Source organism: Haloferax sp. S2CR25 (assembly GCF_031624535.1).
In the GTDB taxonomy this organism is placed as follows: Archaea; Halobacteriota; Halobacteria; order Halobacteriales; family Haloferacaceae; genus Haloferax; species Haloferax massiliensis.
On the sequence record NZ_JAMQOO010000004.1, the window covers coordinates 1 to 18,818 of the forward strand.

At 61.4% G+C, this 18,818-nt stretch carries 21 protein-coding genes and 1 tRNA gene; 12 read left to right on the top strand and 10 right to left on the bottom strand.

The window, feature by feature from the left end:
* The first annotated feature begins 161 nt into the window (after positions 1-161).
* Positions 162-1,109, top strand: coding sequence for a DNA-processing protein DprA (locus NDI65_RS10840; protein ID WP_310893654.1), 948 nt, complete (start codon positions 162-164; stop codon positions 1,107-1,109).
* Positions 1,110-1,161: 52 nt separating this feature from the next.
* On the opposite strand, the gene NDI65_RS22225 is transcribed toward NDI65_RS10840, so the two are convergent.
* Entirely contained in the window at positions 1,162-1,422 is a 261-nt protein-coding gene (locus NDI65_RS22225; RefSeq protein WP_345784711.1) for a hypothetical protein, read from the bottom strand.
* A 286-nt stretch (positions 1,423-1,708) separates the two neighbouring features.
* Between NDI65_RS22225 and NDI65_RS10845 the strand changes: the two genes are divergently transcribed.
* Together NDI65_RS10845 and NDI65_RS10850 are read left to right on the top strand one after the other, a co-directional pair.
* Positions 1,709-1,969, top strand: a complete 261-nt coding sequence (locus NDI65_RS10845; RefSeq protein ID WP_008576934.1) for a hypothetical protein — start codon at positions 1,709-1,711, stop codon at positions 1,967-1,969.
* Position 1,970: 1 nt separating this feature from the next.
* Entirely contained in the window at positions 1,971-2,216 is a 246-nt protein-coding gene (locus NDI65_RS10850) for a type II toxin-antitoxin system HicA family toxin (protein ID WP_013035318.1), read from the top strand.
* 3 nt (positions 2,217-2,219) lie between these two features.
* On the opposite strand, the gene NDI65_RS10855 is transcribed toward NDI65_RS10850, so the two are convergent.
* On the bottom strand, positions 2,220-2,426 hold the full coding sequence (locus NDI65_RS10855) for a hypothetical protein (RefSeq protein WP_310893655.1): 207 nt from the start codon (positions 2,424-2,426) through the stop codon (positions 2,220-2,222).
* 139 nt (positions 2,427-2,565) lie between these two features.
* Between NDI65_RS10855 and NDI65_RS10860 the strand changes: the two genes are divergently transcribed.
* The 8 genes from NDI65_RS10860 to NDI65_RS10895 all read left to right on the top strand — a co-directional run bounded on the left by NDI65_RS10860 (position 2,566) and on the right by NDI65_RS10895 (position 8,459).
* The gene (locus NDI65_RS10860) at positions 2,566-2,964 is read left to right on the top strand and encodes a hypothetical protein (protein ID WP_004045393.1); all 399 of its coding nucleotides are present in this window, start codon (positions 2,566-2,568) and stop codon (positions 2,962-2,964) included.
* A complete protein-coding gene (locus tag NDI65_RS10865) occupies positions 2,961-3,176 on the top strand; it encodes a hypothetical protein (RefSeq protein ID WP_004045395.1) in 216 nt (71 codons plus the stop codon). The genes NDI65_RS10860 and NDI65_RS10865 overlap by 4 nt, the downstream gene beginning before the upstream one ends.
* Positions 3,173-3,703 (top strand): hypothetical protein, encoded by a 531-nt coding sequence (locus NDI65_RS10870; RefSeq protein WP_310893656.1) that lies wholly within the window; start codon positions 3,173-3,175, stop codon positions 3,701-3,703. Before NDI65_RS10865 ends, NDI65_RS10870 begins: the two co-directional genes overlap by 4 nt.
* A 6-nt stretch (positions 3,704-3,709) precedes the next feature.
* Positions 3,710-5,368 (top strand): hypothetical protein, encoded by a 1,659-nt coding sequence (locus NDI65_RS10875; RefSeq protein ID WP_310893657.1) that lies wholly within the window; start codon positions 3,710-3,712, stop codon positions 5,366-5,368.
* 62 nt (positions 5,369-5,430) lie between these two features.
* Positions 5,431-5,979 carry a hypothetical protein gene (locus tag NDI65_RS10880; RefSeq protein WP_310893658.1) on the top strand — a complete coding sequence of 183 codons (549 nt, stop codon included), beginning with the start codon at positions 5,431-5,433 and terminating at the stop codon, positions 5,977-5,979.
* Positions 5,973-6,767: a hypothetical protein gene (locus NDI65_RS10885; protein ID WP_310893659.1), complete on the top strand. Its 795-nt coding sequence runs from the start codon at positions 5,973-5,975 to the stop codon at positions 6,765-6,767. The genes NDI65_RS10880 and NDI65_RS10885 overlap by 7 nt, the downstream gene beginning before the upstream one ends.
* Positions 6,764-7,906, top strand: coding sequence for an ATP-binding protein (locus NDI65_RS10890; protein ID WP_310893660.1), 1,143 nt, complete (start codon positions 6,764-6,766; stop codon positions 7,904-7,906). The genes NDI65_RS10885 and NDI65_RS10890 overlap by 4 nt, the downstream gene beginning before the upstream one ends.
* Positions 7,907-8,078: 172 nt before the next feature.
* Complete coding sequence (locus NDI65_RS10895; RefSeq protein WP_310893661.1) at positions 8,079-8,459, top strand: hypothetical protein; 381 nt, start codon at positions 8,079-8,081, stop codon at positions 8,457-8,459.
* A 65-nt stretch (positions 8,460-8,524) separates the two neighbouring features.
* Here NDI65_RS10895 and NDI65_RS10900 read toward each other — a convergent pair whose 3' ends face one another.
* From NDI65_RS10900 to NDI65_RS10930, 7 genes are all read right to left on the bottom strand, one after another.
* The gene (locus NDI65_RS10900; protein ID WP_144858828.1) at positions 8,525-9,331 is read right to left on the bottom strand and encodes a HEPN domain-containing protein; all 807 of its coding nucleotides are present in this window, start codon (positions 9,329-9,331) and stop codon (positions 8,525-8,527) included.
* Positions 9,332-9,664: 333 nt separating this feature from the next.
* Complete coding sequence (locus NDI65_RS10905) at positions 9,665-11,395, bottom strand: winged helix-turn-helix domain-containing protein (protein ID WP_310893662.1); 1,731 nt, start codon at positions 11,393-11,395, stop codon at positions 9,665-9,667.
* Positions 11,396-11,643: 248 nt separating this feature from the next.
* On the bottom strand, positions 11,644-11,880 hold the full coding sequence (locus tag NDI65_RS10910) for a hypothetical protein (protein WP_310893663.1): 237 nt from the start codon (positions 11,878-11,880) through the stop codon (positions 11,644-11,646).
* Between the two features lie 61 nt (positions 11,881-11,941).
* A tRNA-Pro gene (locus tag NDI65_RS10915) sits at positions 11,942-12,014 on the bottom strand.
* Between the two features lie 49 nt (positions 12,015-12,063).
* A complete protein-coding gene (locus tag NDI65_RS10920) occupies positions 12,064-13,920 on the bottom strand; it encodes an SLC13 family permease (protein ID WP_089779719.1) in 1,857 nt (618 codons plus the stop codon).
* 74 nt (positions 13,921-13,994) lie between these two features.
* Positions 13,995-16,049: a DEAD/DEAH box helicase gene (locus NDI65_RS10925; protein ID WP_089779717.1), complete on the bottom strand. Its 2,055-nt coding sequence runs from the start codon at positions 16,047-16,049 to the stop codon at positions 13,995-13,997.
* Positions 16,050-16,181: 132 nt separating this feature from the next.
* On the bottom strand, positions 16,182-16,571 hold the full coding sequence (locus tag NDI65_RS10930; protein WP_089779715.1) for a cupin domain-containing protein: 390 nt from the start codon (positions 16,569-16,571) through the stop codon (positions 16,182-16,184).
* Positions 16,572-16,657: 86 nt separating this feature from the next.
* On the opposite strand from NDI65_RS10930, the gene NDI65_RS10935 reads away from it, so the two are divergent.
* Entirely contained in the window at positions 16,658-17,830 is a 1,173-nt protein-coding gene (locus tag NDI65_RS10935; protein WP_089779713.1) for a M50 family metallopeptidase, read from the top strand.
* A 7-nt stretch (positions 17,831-17,837) separates the two neighbouring features.
* Here NDI65_RS10935 and NDI65_RS10940 read toward each other — a convergent pair whose 3' ends face one another.
* Entirely contained in the window at positions 17,838-18,662 is an 825-nt protein-coding gene (locus NDI65_RS10940; protein ID WP_089779712.1) for a molybdopterin-binding protein, read from the bottom strand.
* Positions 18,663-18,818 lie beyond the last annotated feature (156 nt).

An 18,818-nucleotide genomic window follows, 5' to 3' on the forward strand; every position in this document is an offset into this window, starting at 1 on the left:
CAGTTTTAGCAGTAGCAACCGTAACTCGGGTGAGGCGGCGGAATTCCGAACTCAAGACAATCTGCCGCTTCGCTTTCTACCGAGATAACGGAGTCGCCCTGCCGCAGTCTAGCGATCCTACAGAGCAATCTAATTAACTATGCTGAAGTGATTCAAGAAGGATGATGCTGGTACCAGCGATTGCTGCACTCAATGATAAACAGCGATTCAATAGCCAGAGGGTAGTATCTGTTCTAAGACTCGCTGTCGAAGAATCTGATGGGAACTCTGTTGATTCCTTACTAGCGGGCTTAGAATCTGTTTCCCAAGCTCGTGAAGGAACTAACAAAGGCGACGCCGCAAACGAGATTAGGACATATATTCAAGAGACCAATCTAGATGAATACGAGCAGTACTACGAACAGGTTAGGGATGCCGGTGTTACCGTACTAACCGTACTTGAAAACGAGTTCCCTGAGCAGCTAGAATCTATATTATCTACACCGCTTTGTCTCTACATCCGTGGTGATGTTGGTTCGATACACGACGGTATTTCCATTGTGGGCACTCGAAGTGCTACGAGCCATAGAGTCGACATGGCTCACCGAATAGCTCAACGAATCGTTCAAGAATTTGACCTACCTGTAATCAGCGGGTTAGCAAACGGAATTGACGAAGCAGCTCATAGAGGTGCAATTGATGCTGAGGGGAAGACGGTTGCAGCTCTTCCAGGAGATATTGAGAGTATTAAACCGGCAAGCAACAAAGAGCTCGCACAAAAAATCTCTGAGAATGGCGCCTTACTGAGCGAAGTCTCTAAACTCGTCGGATTTCACAATGGGCGATATCTCGAGCGAAACCGGATTACTTCGGGGCTTAGTCGGGCGGTCATAGTTGTTGCATCGAAAGACTCTGGAGGGACAATTAAACAGGCGAAGCTAGCAAAAGAGCAAGGTAAGCCACGTTTCATTTACAAGTCCCCCGACCAAGATGGTCAAACACCGGAGAAGTTAGTTCAAGATCTGGGATTCAAAAAATTCCGAACAATCGATGAGCTAATCCAGCTTATCTCTGATTCAAACGTCAAGAGCGTCGATTCAGATGGAAACCTCACCTTCGACAGCTTCTAGCTCGATCCATTGCGTCCCTTTACGGTTTAATACTTCACATCCGATTTTGTGATTATCGCCACCGACTCTCCAAACTTGTCCGGTACCGCATCCCCAACACCGACGTATTGCAGCAATCTTTCACAGTCTGTGGCGGATACGCATCGCGAACTTCCTCGAGATTCTCGTAGCTCTCGATCAAGTGCGTGAGCGCCGCATCGATTACGTCGCTCCGGGGCGGGTCGTCCGATGCGTCTCGCGCCACGATCTCGCTCGCTTTGTCGAACAATAGCTGCCGTTCGTCGGTCAACTTCAGGCTGGTTCGCTTGGTCATTTATGAGTCACCGTATGCACCGGGGGTCGATTTGCGTGAATCTGGAGTGACCGAACGTCGATTCTTCTTATACTCTGGGTGACCCATGACCGAGATCGCGTCGGCCACCTGGTTGGATCGGTCTGAATCTATGCACGGTACTTGCCGTCGATGGTGGAGAAGGTGCATACATCGAGGATGGCGTATACATTCACGCCTGACCCCGTGGGGGCGGAATTGAGAAGAGGTCTGCACGGAGTTACGGCCCGTCCGAACGCTTATCCTCCGAGACCGATTCGAGTTCAGTATGGCTAGTGCGACCCGTGATGATAACGGCGAGGAGGGCGTCGAGTTCATCCACGAGGATGACGGCAGTATCACCGCCCGAGACATCGAGACGGGGATCGCATCCTTCGGCGAGACGAAGTCCGAAGCGCTCCGTATGCTCTCGGAGGCACTCCTACTGCACGAAGGTGGTGGCGAACCCGTTACGGACGAAGATCTCGAGGAGTTGGGACTCGACCCCGACGAGTTCGACGATAGAGAGCTTCCGGACTTCATGCAGTAACGTGGCGCGAACGACCTTCTCCGGCCGGGAAGTCGTGAAGGCGTTGACCCGTCATGACTTCGAACCCGCTGGCCGAACCGGGAGCCACGTTCAGCTGCGGTACGAACATCCCGAGACTGACGAAGTTCGAACGGTAACCGTTCCGATGAAGTCAGACATCCCGACCGGAACGCTCCAGTCCATCGCCAAGCAGTCCGGCGCGAAGGACTTCCACTCGTGGTGCGAGTGGATCGAACAGACGCTGTAACCGTCATCGGTGTGGAATCGATTCAGGGAGCTCTGCGATTCCGCCGTCCGTCACGTTTCGAACCACGTACACGCCTTCGTCGAGACGCTGTACGTGCATCTGTTTCCCCTCCGGTGCTGTACCGTCCTTGAGAACACCATCCATCTCTAACTCATTTTTATCCAGCGCGATCAGCGGCGTCCCATCGTGATTTCGAAGTTTTCTGAACATCGCTACCGCGGTCGGCCACCCGCCTGTACTTAATCCTTCGGACGGGGTGAGAATCCCAATAGGACCACGCACCAAATCCTCCGGAATTCCTGAATGTTATTGCACAACGGGTAGCCGCCGTCTTCGTATCATGTCCGTAATGGAGTTCGACCCGGAAGACGCCGCGGCGCTCGTCGCGACGTTCATCGGGACGACGGCAATGGCAGGAATCGCATCGTGGTCGCTGTTCGACGTGACGCTCTCGGACGTGGCGTTCCAACTCGCGGGTAACGACGTGACGCTGGCGACGCTCCTCACGTTGGGCGCGCTCGGCGTCACCATCCTCACGAACGACAACGCCGAGTTATCCACCCTGCACCAGCAGGCGAAGGACCTCGACAACTACTACTACTACAGCATCGTCGCCTCGGTCGGCCTGTTGGTCGGCTGGGTCTTCTTCGGTGACGTGAGTTCGTTCGTGCAGTCGCAGGACCTCTGGGGCGTCGGCTACGTCGCTGTGAGTCTCACCGCGCAGATGGCGATCGGGTGGATGCTATGAACCTCGATCTCGACGACCTCGATCTCGAAACGGTTGCAATCATCGGTGCGGGCGTCGGTTCGCTCGATGCCGGACTGTCGGCCGCGACTGACATCACGCTCCTGTCTGATCTCCTCGGTGGAAGCCTCGAAACCGGACTTATCGCTGTCGGCGCGGCTGGTGGTGTCGTGATCGCGGACAAGCTCGGACTCGTTGAGGTGTTCGAGTCGTGAGGCGCGGCCGCGCAACCCTCGCGCTCGTCGGTCTCGTAGTCGCGGCCGTCGCTGCAGTCGCGTTCGTCGGTCTCGGCGCGGCTACCGTGACGACCGACTCGGCCAACTTCACGAGCGTCGGCAACGACTCGCTCGCAAACCAGACTATCGACGTGACCAACGACACGCGGAGCCTCTACGTCGAGTTGGACAACGACACCGAGACTGCCTCCGAACCCGTCGAAGTCGCGGTCTTCGAAGTCGACGGAGACGGTAACGAGACCGAAGTCGACCGCGTGCAGATCTCCGCAGCGGACGGAGCGACCGAACTCTACGAGTTCGATGCTCTCGACCCGACGAACGTCTCGACCTATCGCGTCGAAGTGCTCGGGACTGCATCGGCGATTGATTCCGCCGCTCTCGACGTGGGGACGGTCGCGGCGGTCTCGTCCGGTGGTGGCTTCCTTGGCAACTCGTCCGGTGGTATTGGAATCGGTGCGATTGCAGTCGTCGGAATCGGCGGCTATCTCGCGCTCAAGGAGGACTGACTTCTGATGCTCCGACTTGCATCGACCTATGCCGCCGTTGGTCTCTCGGTGGCCGCCGCCTACCTCGTCGGGGTCCACGGTGAGACGCCGGCCGCCCTCGCGGTTGGACTGGTCGCCGCCGTCTTCATCGCTCTCCGAGTGTCGATGATGGACTGGCGGCCGCACGTCTCCCTGCTCGACGCCGCCCCTCGCGGGGTCAAGGTCATGGGCAAACGGACGGCCGCCCTCGCGCTCGTCGGGATGCTCGTCACGACCTCGACCGTCGCCCCTGTCGGGGCCGCGACCGGAGACCAGTGCTCAACGCTCGACGGGTTCATCTATGACATTCTCAACTTCCAGCCGTTCGACGGGAACGCAGACAACCCATGCTCGACGCGGTATCAGGTGAACAGCGCCATCGAGGACATGGAACAGTCCGACGCGAATCAAACGAAGACCGATATCTATAGTGCGGGTACTTCGGTGAAAGCTCAGGAGGAGGTATTCAAATCCACGTATGGGAACTACCTCAACGATTCGCAATCTGTCGCATGGATGAAGGCCCAAGTTGCTGTCGCTGAAGCGTATGAAAACGGTTCTTCAAAGGCACAAGCGAGAATAGCCGCGAAAGAAGCGATAGCCGATTACTACGCCACAAGACAAATCAACTTCATCGAGCAATGGAATGTTTCGCAGGGACAGATTTGGACGCTCTACCAACAGGCGGAGCAAGAGGATGGAATCTCGACTGGTTCGCTTGGCTACATTACGTTCAACGACCCCGGTGATGCAGACCCAGACCGCGCGTTCCCCGTCTCTGTCCAGTCCCAGACGATGACGCTCGTCAATGGTACTACCTACGACGCCCATCTGTGGCGAGTCCAGAACGGAAATGGACCCGATGCCGAGGCGTCCATCGGTCTAACCAAAATCGACTACTCAGGCAACCTCGCAGGGGCCTACATCAAGGGTCCAGATTCCAACTACGAGGACCTTCAGGCCACTGATTTCTATTATTACTACAATACGTGGCCTCGGTTCCAGACCCTCAACGACAACCTCCAATCTGAAGCAGACAACTTCGTCAATGCCACCTACGACGACTTCGCATCCGGCGAAATCAACGCATCCGACGTTATCAGCGCGAACACGGCGATGTTCGAGTACGGGACCGAGACGGGAGACAACTCGTCGCTCTACTCTTCGACCGCCGCGCTCGCTCTGATGGGCTTCGACACGCCCAACCTCAACTCGTCGGGGCTGATGAACGTCACCTATCAAGGCCAGACGTATCAGGGCCTCGTGCTTGCTCGAAGTGCCCCCGGCGGCGCGTGGACCGCGAACACGACGTACAACACCTCCAACATCACTGGACCGGTGTTCCTCGCCGCTTCCGACGGCGAGAAAGTCGACTTCGACGACAACACCGACTTCACAATCAACGGGATGGTCTCGAAGGACGGCACGAAGATTCAGACACAGAACACCACCAAGTACGTCTACAAGACGGCGAACACCTCGGAGTTGCTGGAGATGCAACGTCAACTAACGGAACTCCGTGCCGAAATCGAAGCGCGAGAGGCATCGGCCGGGGGTGGCGGCGGGGGAATCCCGCCGCTCTCGACCGAGAACAAGGCCCTCATCGCCCTCGTCGCCGTCGCCGTTATCGTCGTTATGCGCGGGTAGCATCGACCACCGACCAACCCATCTTTCGGACACCCATGCGCCGATTCACCCTCACACTCATCATGCTCATCGCAGTCGCATCGCTCGCACTCGTCGGCACGGTCGCAGCCACCGACAGCGCGAACAACACCACGACGGTCGCGCCCTCGACGCCGGAAGGACCGACCCGAACAATCGAACTCTCACAAACGACGACAATCGAAGACTGGCGGTTCGAAAACGGCACGTTCTACGTGACGTTCGACGCTGAACTACCGACTCGAATAGCCATCACCGACGCGGGTGAACTCTCTCGGATTCTCTCCGAGGGAGATGGTGCAGCTGCCGGAAAAGCCCGCGTCCGGCGCATGACCTTGACCCCCGGAACAACCGTCGTCAAGTTCCGTGCCGAATCGGTCGGCGACGCGTCGGCAATCACCGTCTCTTCGTCGAACGCAGACGGTATCGTTGCTATTCGCTCCGATGCGATCAAGACTGGAAACCCTCCCGTCGAGTACGGGACGGTCCAGACACTCCTCGCATCGACAGCGGTCGCCGCAGCCGGTGGTACCTTCCTGTGGGTTCGCAAGAAGCGCAACGAGAAGCAATTGGAGGTTGAGCGAGAATGGTGAATGACTGGGTGAAGCTCGGCGCTGTGGGCGCTGTTCTCGCCTACTTCGGCGGGTACCAATTCCCTGAGTGGGCACCACTCGCCGCGTCCGGTCTCGTCATCGCTGGAATCGGTGCGCTGTTTGCGACGGGGAAGATCAACGATCTCCTCCCCGACCCACCGCGGGTGCGCCTCGTGCAGGTGAACGCGAACAGCGACGACCCGCTGGCGTGCTGGTCTCTGTCCCCGGACAAGTTCGCAGAGATGCAGGTCGAGTGGGGGCCGCTGTATCCACACGAGCAGGCTCACGGCGATGTGTACGAGTGCTACGCGTATGATCCATCCTCGAACGTCGCAGTAGGGACGTGGCGGCGTTCCCTCCCCGGCTCGTCACTCGTGGGGCGGCACGATACGGACGACGTTCTCGACGTAGTTGGAGAGCTTCGCGGTGATCTCGAACCGGCGGCGCGGAGAGGACAGGAACTCAGACAGGCGCTTCCGGCTATCGTGAGAAGAGTGAAGCACGATACGATGGAGGCACAGAACGCCGCGCTCGATCCATCGGCACCGATGATCACCGACCAGCCGACGGTCGACGAGATCATCACGTCCGAACTCCCCGAAGAACTCCGACCCGGCCGACTGCAGAACGGTGACCTCCGTGACCTCCTCGAGGCCGCGGGCGACCAGGACGACAATCAGGGTGACTGGGGCGATGGTCTCGGGATGGTTCTTGACGACAACCTCCCCGATGATGCCCTTGAGCCCGTCCCCACCGACCCGCTCGTTAACGACGGTGGTCACCGATGAGCGGACGCAAGCAGGGTGATTCGGCTGTTTACGCCGCGGCACAGGGACGCGAGTTCCTACGGGGTGCTCTTCGCGACAAGAGCAACGAGTACATTCGCGAGTTCGCCGGGATGATCGACGATCCCGACGTGCTCGACTTTCTGAATCGGTACTGCTCGATCTACGAGGAGCGCGGCAAGAACTTTCTCGAGACTCACGTCGGTCGGCACGTCGTCCGGTCGGCCGCAACGTCGATGGCTGACCGTGCGTATCGCGAGGGGAACGTCTCGCAACTGCAGGGCATGGTCGGTCTCACTAACCAGAAGCGGGACGGTTCCGAGGCTATCGTCGAGGCGGCGAAACGACTCGCCGACGAAGGTGCGATCTATCTTGTTCTCGGTCCACCCGGCGCTGGGAAGACCGCATTCGCGCTCGACGTGGCGCGCGTGTTCGGTTCCCTCACCGGCGGCACCGTCCTCGCGAACGTCGCGTGGGACGGTGCAGACCGAGTGACGACATCTTCCGGCTCGATGCTCGACGCGATGGGTTCGACTGATGGGCAAGTGCTACAGCTCATCGACGAGGCCGGACAGTCGCTCACGTCCCGAGGAGCTGAGGCAGCGATCACCGACGAGTTCGTGAAGTCGCTGAAATACGTCCGCAAGAAGGAAGACGGCGATACCTACGCGAAACGCGGCTCCGTCCTGCTCATCGGACACACGAGAAAGGATACCGCCGCCGAGATTCGTCGACTCGCGTCTGGCGCGTTCGTCAAACCCACTCGGAACGATCCCGGCCGCGTTGTCTTTCTCGATTCCGAAGGTGGTGCAGACTCGTTCGAGGAAGCCGCCGAGTTCACCGGCGTCACGGATACGCGTGAGAAGTACGATGAACACGAAGCGTCTCACTTCTCGGTGACGCTCGACGACGGTGACGACGACCAGGACGACTCACCAGATCCGAACCAGATCCGGTGGGAGTCTGCCGTGGCGACTGTGATCAAAGCGTGCAAGCCGTGGGATGAAGAAAACGGGATGAGCTATCCTGACGCGGCCGAACTCGTCAGTTTCGGAGATTCATGGGTTGGGAATCGCGTCCGCGAGTGGAAACGTGGCGATCATCGAGACATCGTAAGCGGTCCGGAAGGCGATTTCGAGTGACGGCGGTAACTTCCAGCAGTCGCCACCACCATCGACCCCCCGGACGGCGTATAATTATTTATCTACTGATGCGCCGCTGGCTGCCCCCGGTGGTGGTCCGGTCCCGACCGAACCGGGATTTTCGACGAAAGTCGTGTGTCGAGTGTCGAATCGAGGCGATGGGTCAAAGAGAATGAATCGCTCGCGGAAAGCAGCACGCTACGGTCGGCTCGCAGAAGAAGCGGCGCGGCGAATCTATGACCTCGACGCCGACCACGCGAGTTGGCACGACGCCCGCACGTCGGACGGTAGGCCCGTCGAGACGAAGGCGGCGATGCTGAACCGTGCAGATGGAACAGAGGGGCGGTTTCGGATTTTCGAGGACTACCACGCGAAACTGGTGCAGCACGATGGACTCTACGTCTTCATTCCATACCGCGCTCGTGGACGCGGGATACAGGTCGTTGACGCTCGTTCGGTGGAAGCATCGAAATTACGGTTCAACTTCTACGGCGCAGGTGGGCACCGCGAGAGCAAGCAGGTGAAAATTCACCCGCGTCGTGTCTTCTCTTGAAGTGACTCTGTTGAGTCCCTTAGATAATGACTGGGTTGGCACAACCAGTAGGCAACTGCGTGCCTCTATTTCCTCTCCTTATTATCGTGTGAAAGTGACTCGCGATGATTCTTGATAACTGATATGAACTCCTTAGCGTCCTCCTTACCGAAATCAAATTCCTTCTCATCCACGCACCCTTTGGGGTCAACGTAACTGGCGGAGAATCGGTATTTGTCTTTCAATTGATTGAATGTGTCGTAGAGGGCGGGATTTCCATGTCCCATTTGAACTATGTCATGGTAGCGAGACTGAACATCTCCGTGTTTCTCTGCTTTCCATCCGAGAAAAATAACGTCAATCTTCATCATACGCTCTGCCGCATGGAAGGCGTTTTCAACGAAAGCACGCCATAATTCGTTTTCTTTTGCATACTCTGCGCTCTGGATAAATTGGTCGGCAGCCTCGATGAGTGGACCGTAGTATGAACGGTTTCGTCTGAGGTCAAAATTGAATACCCAACCGAAGCCCTCCATTTTGGCGACCGTGATGTGACCGTAATCTTGCTCATCTTCTTCCAAGATTACTTCTTCAAATCCCGCTATCTGGTCAGCAGTCACCCTCTCTCCTTTTTCGACCGATTCGCCGGACTTCAGTAGGCCAACCATCTTAATCTGCGCATCGTCGTTTACTCGCACTTCCACATCTGAATCATTGGCGTCTAACTCGTCAAACTGAGAAGCGGCAAATGGAGATTTTAAGAAAACCTGCCCTTTTCTGAATTCAGTGCGGTCTAAACCCTCTTCTTCAAGAGCATCGTTGAAGTACAAGTCGAACATCTGATCTAAAAAATTCGCTGTCATTTCGTCGGTCCACTCTATTTCTTCTGACATAATTGGTTGGTGAGGCCGGGAATATATAACGATTTCTCAGGTGCTGTTACGGAGTCCCTCAATTTTTTCGCGCGGTCCAAGGGACCGGCGCGTCCGCAGTTCTGCGTGCGTAGCTGTGCGGTGTATTTTGGTCAGGTGGCGTTAGCCACACATGCTAAGCGACGCGCGGCCACCCCCCGGCCGCCGAGTCTCGGCGAAGGCTACGGAGTCGAGAAGGAACGCGTGAATATTTCGAAGGAATGTGTCTCGAAAGCAGTTGTCGACAACTGATTTCCAACTCAAAAGGTCGAAAATAAGATTCGTTGGTAGTGATGCCTCTCGCTGGACCACGCGCTACGTGTCGTCGCGGTCCTCCGTGGGCTGTGGGAGGCCCGCTTTCCACGCTTCCCAGTCCACGCTCTCGACCTTCTCTCGAACCGAGCGCACGTCGAGATTGGTGATATTGCCCGTGGTGAGCTGAAGGTCGGAAAGGACCGTCGTGTGCTCACCTCCGAGGTGGTCGTGGTAGGTCACGGTCACTTGGCGTAGCGACGTCCACCGGTCACGGGCTGCACGCTTGATGTCGCGGAGCATGTCGGTTCGGCTCTCCCAGTCAGTCGGCCGATACTCGACATGAATCTCGTCGCGTCGGCGGTCATGCTCGACGACGCGGGCGGCGTACCGGTTCTTCATCTCGGACCACTCCGACCGACGACGGCCCGCAGCCACGTCAGCGGCGGTCATCACGGCGTCTTCCATCGCGGTCTCGAAGTTCTCCGCAGCGGCGCGGACACGAGAGAGAAGCATGTTTTGCATGTGCTTACTCCCGATTTCGAGTTTCCCCGCGGCGTCGGTCACGATGCCTTCGCACCTGTTGACGTACCGCCGAACGGTGCGGTAGCTCCACCCGGTTCGCTCGGCGAGTTCTTCGCGCGTCGGTTTACCACCGTCTTCGATGAGACTGCGAGTGAAGTCCCGGTCAGATGTCCTCATATCGCCCCAGATTCGCATCACGACGTGTTCCTGTTCGTCCTCAATTTCCGGCAGAGGACAGTCCACGAGACGCCGAGAGCGGCGCGTCTCGCTCTCTGCGTCGAAGTGTACGTCAGATTCAAACACTTCGTCATCGGCACGAGTAGTGAGCCCTGACCAACTGAGATAGTTTAGTAGCGTCTCGTCGAGCTCACGCAGTACGTCGTCGAGATCGGACCAATAGACCGTCTCGTCGGTGATGCTGGTCTGAAGTGAGACTTCGACCTTCGGATAGTAGAGCGGGTGGTCCTCGTCGAATTGCTCGGGATTCAGCGGGTAGTAGTGTTTGGTCTCCTTCCCGAGTCGATGGCCCCTGATGATGTCGCCTGCGCGTTCGTCGGTGATGTGTGTTGAGACGTAGTAGCCGGGTATCTTCCGGTGGTCCTCTTTGTGCATCCGGTAACCGGACATTCCGCTGGTCATCACCGAGTGAGTTCGAGCGATTGGTCCATCCGGGGCGTATATGGCCTCGGAGTGTTCACGCGAGAGCCGGACGTAAACGGCGAGGTCCTGAACGTTGCTCATCTCGTGTGGCGTCTGGAAGTATCGACGACTCACACCGAAGGCTTCCATCGCGGTCTGAACGAGGTCGTGGTAGAGGTGGTGGTCGATGTTCGACGCCTGAATCTGCACGTCTAGGTAGGGGCCTCCAAGATTCGGGATTCCTCGGACGGGCTTCCCGTCCTTGGTCATGTCCGGCCACCGAGGGCGAATCGTCATCGTGCCGCCCGTCGTCCGGGCAGACTGGTCGGCGGGCTCGTCGTCGTAGAGCGAATCATCCGCGACGAAGTAGATACGGAACAACGGGACCGTCTGAAGCTGGTAGTCCTCGTGGTCGCGAGGGTCGATGGGTTGCACGTCATAGTCGTAGGCGAGGTGCCACGTCTGGTTCCGCCAACTGACCTTTCGAGTAGGCTTCCCGGTGGTCTGCCAGCCGTCGTAGTCCTTCCTGACGCTATCGAGCGCGAAGTACGGCTTCAGTCCGTACTCGTCAAAAATCAGATGAACGTCGCCCTCGTGCGGCTGCGGGTCGATGAACGGGGCGACCGTCATCGGTGGCCTCCATCGACGTGAGCGGGTTCGGTCACCGCTGGTCACCTCTCACGAGGTCGTGGCCGCAGTAGTCACAGCGGAACAGCGTCTTCGATTCGTGACCGCAGGCAGGACATTCGACAGTCACGAAGCGTCACCTCCGATCGATCGACGAACGTCCTCGTCAGTCGCATCGAACGCGGGATGACGAACGACTGCCCGACTTTCGACGTTGTAGAGCGTCGAGGCACGGACGAAGGTCGTCGGCATCACTTCGACCACCCTTCAGGGGAACCGCCGTGGCGACCGCACGCCTGCTGTGGGTCTGGAACAGAGACGGAGAGACCAGCGGCCGACCCGCCTTGCAGACGAATGAGCGTGTCACACTCGCGACAGCGGTGAACGTGGTTGTCGGAATCGCCGTAGACACGACGGAAGTCGCGGGTGACGTGTGACCCGCAGTACCGACAGCTACTCGCGTCGCTCTTGGACTCGAGTAGCATCATGCCGACCACCTCAAACGGCCGTTAGAACCGGCAAGAACGGCCGATTCAGCCTTAATGGGTATGGGACCGCCCGGATTTGAACCGGGGTCACGGGCACCCAAGGCCCGAAGTATACCAGGCTAACCCACGGTCCCGCACATACGACTCTCCCCGTCGCGGAGTAAAGGGTTTCGTTCCGCCCCGTCAGGTCAGGGGGAAGAAGTACGCGACGCCGACGGTCGTCACGACCCCGAGAAGCAACTGGAGCGGGCCGCCGACGCGGATGTAGTCCGTGAACTTGTAGCCGCCGGGACCGTAGACGAACAGGTTCGTCTGGTAGCCGACGGGAGTCATGAAGGCCGTCGAGGCCGCGAACATGACCGCGAGGACGAACGAGAACGGGTCGGCTCCGAGGGTCGTCGCGGCCTCGATGGCGACCGGAATCATGAGCACGACGCTCGCGTTGTTCGAGATGACGTTCGTCAGGAGCGCCGTCACGAAGTAGAACACTCCGAGGACCGCGATGAGGGGGAGGAACTCGCCGCTCATCACGACCAGTTCGGCGAGGAGTTCGGCGGCCCCGGAGTTCTCCATCGCGATGCCGAGCGGGATGACGCCCGCGAGGAGGAAGATGACGTCCCACTGGACGGCGTCGTACAGCTCCGTCGGGCGGAGACACTTCGTGGCGACCATGGCGAGCGCGCCGAGGAGCGCGGCGACGACGATGGGCAGGAAGTCGAGCGCGGCGAGCGCGACGACGCCGGCGACGATGCCGACGGCCACCGGAATCTTCGACTCGCGGTAGTCGTGACGCTCGATTTCCTGGGCGACGATGAAGTTGCGGTTGTTGTCGAGACGCTCGATGCTCTCGACGGTCGCCTGCACGAGCAGCGTGTCGCCGACGCGGAGGGGGAGTTTGTCCATCCGCCGGCGGATGAGTTCGCCGCCGCGGCGGAGCGCGAGCACGGTCGCGTCGTACCGCTGTCTGAAACTCGCCGAGGCGAGCGACTCGCCGACCAGCGCCGACCCCGGCGCGACGACGACTTCGACGAGGTTCTGGCCGCGGTCGGCGAGTTCGAGTTCGTCTTCGGTGACGGTCGCCGGCACGAGGTCGAGGCCCTCCACGTCGAGCAGTTCGACGAGCGTGTTGCGGTCGGTCCGGAGGGTGAACACGTCGCCCGGCTGAATCTCTTTCGGGCCGAGCGGTTCGAGGAAGACGCTCTCGCCGCGGATGAGCTGGAGGAGGTCGACGTCGAACTCGGTCTCGACGAGCGCCCGCTGGACCTGCTGCCCCACGAGCGGGGAGTCCTCGCGGACGACGACCTCGGTCAGGTAGTCGGCCATCTCGAACTCCTCGGTCAGGTCCCGCCGCGGCTCGATGCGCGCCGGGGTGAGTCGCCGACCGACGGTCATGAGGTAGACGACGCCGACGGCCATCACCACCGCGCCGAGCGCGGTGAACTCGAACATCGTGAACGGCGCTTCGCCCGTGATGCGCGAGTAGACGTCGCTGGCGAGGATGTTGGTCGAGGTTCCGATGAGCGTCAGCATGCCGCCGAACATCGACGCGTACGACAGCGGTAAGAGGAGCTTCGAGGGGGAGGTCCGCCCGCGGTCGGCGAGGTCCGTCACCATCGGGAGCAGGATGGCGACCGCGGCGGTGTTGTTGATAAAGCCGGAGATGGGACCGACGACGCCGACGGTCGCGCCGAGCTGTCGGAGTTCGCTGTCGCCGGTGAACGTCGATATCTTCGCGCCGAGAAGCTGGATGATGCCGGTTCGCTGGACGCCCTCGCTGAGGATGAACATCGCGAGGACGGTCAGCGTCGCCGTGTTGGCGAACCCCGAGAGGGCGTCGCCGGGGTAGGTCTCGAACAGGACGATTGGCGCGCCGAGCATCCCCGCCGAGGCGAGCGCCTCGGAGGCGGGCTGAATCAGCATCAGCGACACCATCACGCCGATGGCCGTCACGTCGACCGGAACGGGCTCGGTCGCGAAAAACGCCAACGCGACGAGGATGACGGCGAAGACGACGAGGATGTCCGGCGTTATCGCTACCACGCGGTCATCGATGCGTCGGCGGCCAAAAAGCGTGCGGGATTCGGACTGTCAGCCTCGGCCGAGGGCGTCCGAATTCACCGGCCTTCCTCGTCGAGTTCGAGGTCGGCGACGATTTCGTACGGCGACGACCCCTTTCGGATGCCGTCGAGGATGGCGAACGCCTCCCTCGGCGAGAGGAACTGCCGGGTCACGGCGAGGCCGAGCGGCGTCGGGTCCAGCCCGTCGATGAAGCCCCACTCCAAGAGCTTCCCCACCGCGTGCGTCGTCGGCAACTCGCCGAGCATCCGGTTGTTGAGCGCCTTCGCCTTCTTGCCGGCGACGACGATGTTCGCCAGCGTCTCCTCGACCGCCGAGGACTGGTCGTACACCGTCCTGACCTCCTCCATCTCGCCTTTGAGGAGCTTGAACGCGACCTCGTCTTCGGTCATCTCCATCGTGTTGTGATAGCTCGCGTCGGGTTCGACGAGCAGGTAGACGACGCCCTTGTCGTGGTAGTCGGGGCGGCCGGCGCGGCCGAGCATCTGGCTGAACTCCTGGACGGAGAGCCACTCGATGCCCATCGCCAGCGTGTCGAAGATGACCTGCGACGCCGGGAAGTCGACGCCGGCGGCGAGCGCGGCGGTCGTCACGACGGCCGCGAGGTCCTGATTGGCGAACTGCCGCTCCACGCGCTTTCGCTGGCCGTAGTCGAGGCCGGCGTGGTACGCCGCGGCGTTGTAGTCAATCTTCCGGGCGATTTCGTGACACCGCCGCCGCGAGTTGGTGAAGATGATGGTCTGGCCGCGGTAGCCCTTCGAGGACTTCGAGTCGAACGCCTGTCGCACCAGGCGGTTCTCGATGCGGGGCTTTTCCTGCCCGTCCGCGAAGGTGACGTGGCGCTCGATGGGGACGGGGCGGTCCTCGTACTCGACGAGGTTCGCCCGGAGGTTCTGTGCGAGCCACTTCGGGTTGCCGACGGTCGCGGAGAGGTAAATCCACTGCGCGCCGCCGTAGCCCTCGCTGCGCTTCGCGCGGGCCTCGCAGTAGTGTTTCAGGCGGGCGATCATCCCGTCGAGGCGGTGGCCGCGTTCCGCTTCTTTCAGGGTGTGGACCTCGTCGATGACGACCGTACCGATGTCGCCGAGGTCCTTCCCCGTCCGGAGCGCGTGGTCGATGCCCTCGTAGGTGCCGACGATGACGTCGGCGTTCGGGTCGAAGCGGTTGCCGTCGTCGTTGATTCGGCTCGCGCCGACCCGGATGGTCACCTTGCCGAGGTGGCCGTAGCGCTCCTTGAAGTCCTCGTGTTTCTGGTTGGCGAGCGCGACGAGCGGGACGAGAAACAGCATCTTGCCCTCGCCTTCCAGCATCCGGTCGATGCCGGCGAGTTCGCCGACGAGGGTCTTCCCGGTCGCCGTCGCGCTCACGACGAGTTGGTCGTCGCCGTCGAGCAGTCCGTTGTCGATAGCGAGGCTCTGGACGGGGAGCAGGGTGTCGAAGCGCTCGGTCAGCATCGACTTCAGGTTCGGGTGGAGGTCGAGCGTGCTCGTCTCGACCAACTCCACGTCCTCCGTCGTCGCGCTGATGGTGTCGAACTTCGTCAGGTCGGGGTCCAACTCGCCCTGCAGTAAGTTCGTGATGCGGGTCAGGTCGCCCGTCTCGTAGAGCAGTTCCTCCAGCCGCTCTTGGGCCGCCTGCGTGAGGCCGCCCGCGAAGGAGAGTTCGCCCTCCAACTCTTTGACGGCGCAGTCGCGGCAGATGTGCTCGTGTTCGGCCTTGATGGCCGTGTCGTCGGTGATGGGCGAGTAGCGGCCGTTGACGGCACAGCGCCGGCAAGTCCGGACCGTCAGCGCCTCCAACTGGTAGCCGTCGAGCATCTCTTTCAGCTCGTCGCGGCCGTCTTTCGGCGTCTGCTGCGAGATGCGGATACGGGCGGCCGACCGGGCGAGTTCGACGAACTGGCTCGGGTCGCGCGGCGAGTCCTCTCCCTTCCGCGTCACCAGAAAGCGCAGGGGGCGGGGCCCCGCGTTCGTCTCTTTGAGTTCGAGCTTGCCGCGGAGCACCCGCTTTCCGTCCCGGCGGGCGACGACGAGGTAGTCGTCTCCCGTCTGGTGGAGAAACAGCGTGTCGACGCGGGTGACCTGTTTAGACACGATGCCTGCTACGGCGACGTGGTATTTCAGGGATTCGCCTGCGACCGCTCGGGCTCGCCAGCGACCCGCACACGGCTTCGTACCGTGCCTCCTCGCCCCCGGCCCCCGAGGGCCACCGACGGCGCGCCGCGCTCAGGCGTCGGCGTCGTCGGCGAGTTCGATGGCGTCGTCGCCGTTGGGGACCGCACAGAGGAACGCCCCCTCCTCGTCGGACTCGTTTCGGTACCAGTGGACGACGCCGGCGGGAATCAGAAGCGAGTCGCCGGCTTCGACCTCGTACTCCTCGTCGCCGATGCCGACGACGTACCGGCCCGACAGGACGTACTGCTCGTGTTCGACCTCGTTGGTGTGTTTCGGCACCGACGCGCCCGAATCGAGGACGAACCGCCGGATGGCGAAGTTCGGCGCGCCGTCGGCCTCGGAGACGAGGACGCCCTTCGACATCCCGTCGGCCGCGCCGACCGCCTCGTACTCGATATCCGCGCTCCGTTTGACTACCGGCTCCGGTCGGGAATCGCTCATATCTCTCCGTGGATTGCCTGCCCGCGTAAGCATTTCCCCGTCTCCCCGCCCTGACTGCTTAAGGCCCCTCCGGGGTTACTACGGGTATGCGAGGAATCCGCATCGGTAGCGTCTTCGGCATCCCGATAAAGTTGGACCTCACGTTCCTCATCGTTCTCCCGCTTTTCGCGTGGCTCATCGGCTCGGACGTGACGAATCTCGCGCTCATCGTCAACGACCTCTTCGGCGCGAGCATCGACGGCGCGGCCATCTCCGCGGGGTCGATGCAGTGGGTGCTCGGGAGCGCGGCCGCCATCGGCCTGTTCGCCGGCGTTCTGCTCCACGAGTTCGGCCACTCGCTCGTCGCCATGCGCTACGGTTACGAAATCGAGTCCATCACGCTCTGGCTCTTCGGCGGCGTCGCCCGGTTCAAGGAGATTCCCGAGGACTGGAAACAGGAGTTCACCATCGCCGTCGCCGGCCCGCTCGTCTCGGTCGCCATCGGCGTCGTCTCCTACGCCGGCTTCCTGTTGCTCCCCGAGTCGCAGGCTCCCGCGCAGTTCGTCCTCGGCTACCTCGCGCTGGTGAACGTCTCGCTCGCCGTGTTCAACATGCTCCCCGGTTTCCCGATGGACGGCGGGCGCGTCCTCCGGGCGCTCCTCGCGCGGAACCGCCCGCACGCGAAAGCGACGCAGATGGCCGCCGAGGTCGGCAAGGTGTTCGCGTTCCTGCTCGGCCTGTTCGGCCTCTTTTTCAACCTGTTCCTCGTCGCGCTCGCCTTCTTCATCTACATGGGCGCGTCCGGCGAGGCTCAACAGACCGTCCTCAAGGCGACGTTTCAGGACGTGGTCGTCCGCGACATCATGACCGCCCGCGAGAACCTCGACGTGGTCGACGAGAGGACGTCGGTCGCCGAACTCCTCGAACGCATGTTCGTCGAGCGCCACACGGGCTACCCGGTCCTCAGAAACGGCGACCTCGTCGGCATGGTCACCCTCGACGACGCCCGCGGCGTCAAGGAGGTCGAACGCGACGCCTTCCGCGTGGACGACATCATGAGCGACGAACTGGCGACCATCACCCCCGACGCCGACGCGATGGACGCCATCGCCCTCATGCAGGAACGCGGCGTGGGCCGCCTCCCGGTCGTCGACGAGGCGGGCGAACTCGTCGGGCTCGTCTCTCGGTCGGACCTCGTCACCGCCTTCAACATCATCCGCAGTCGCGGGTCGCTCGACGCCATGCCGCGCTCCGACGCCGGACTCGCACAGCTCCGCTGAGCCCCTCTCACTCGCCGTCGGAGCCGCCCAGCCTCCCGTCGTCGCGGCCGATTCGACTTCGTTCTTCGCCGCCTGCCTCCTCCTCGCGCGCCGCCTCGACCGCCGCTTCGCTCTCGTAGAGGTCGACCGTCGCGTTCGACCGGAACCACGCCATCGCCTCGTCGAGGGCCGCCGGGTCGCCGCCGGTGAGTTTGATTCGCGTCGGCCCGCCGCTGTTGGGGTAGCTCCCGACGCCCACGCCGAACCGCTCGGCGACGACGCCGAGTTCGCGGGCGACGGCCCCCTCCGGCGCGTCGGCGTAGACCTCCCGCGACCGAACGTCGCCGGCGAACCGCTCGGCGATGGACTCGAACATCGGCTTCATCTCCGTGGGGATGCCCGGCAAGACGTAGACGTTCCCCGCCCGACAGCCGGGTGCGAGGCCCTCCTCGTTCGGGAGCACCTCGGCGTCGGCGGGCATCGACGCGTACCACTCCGGTTCGAGGTCGAAGTCGATGTCCGGCCGGCGTTCGAGAATCGCCGCGATGGTCGCTTCGACCTGCGTTTCGGCGTCGTCGTCGACGACGAACGCTCGGTCGAGGCCGGCGGCGACGGCCTCCATCGTGATGTCGTCCGGCGTCCCGCCGAGACCGCCGGTGACGAGGACCGCGTCGAAGGCGGCCGCCCAGTCGGCGACCGTCTCGGCGATGACCCCGTGGTCGTCGGGGACCGTCTGAATCCGCGCCACCGTCGCCCCGCCCTCGGTGAGCCGTCTGGCCAACCACGTCGCGTTCGTGTTCTCGATGTCCCCCGCCAGCAGTTCGTTGCCGACGGTGAGGATGGCGACCTGCATGGCGGGGTAGTTAGGCTCCCGAAGGAAAGACGTGCTCGTTTCCGGCGTTCTCTTCGGGTTGTCGGCGACGGCCGAAGTCCCGCCGCTTCGGAACGGTCGCTCTCGGTGTGAGTGCGGAAAAGTGAGAAGGGCCGGCGGCGACCGTGCGCAACCGAG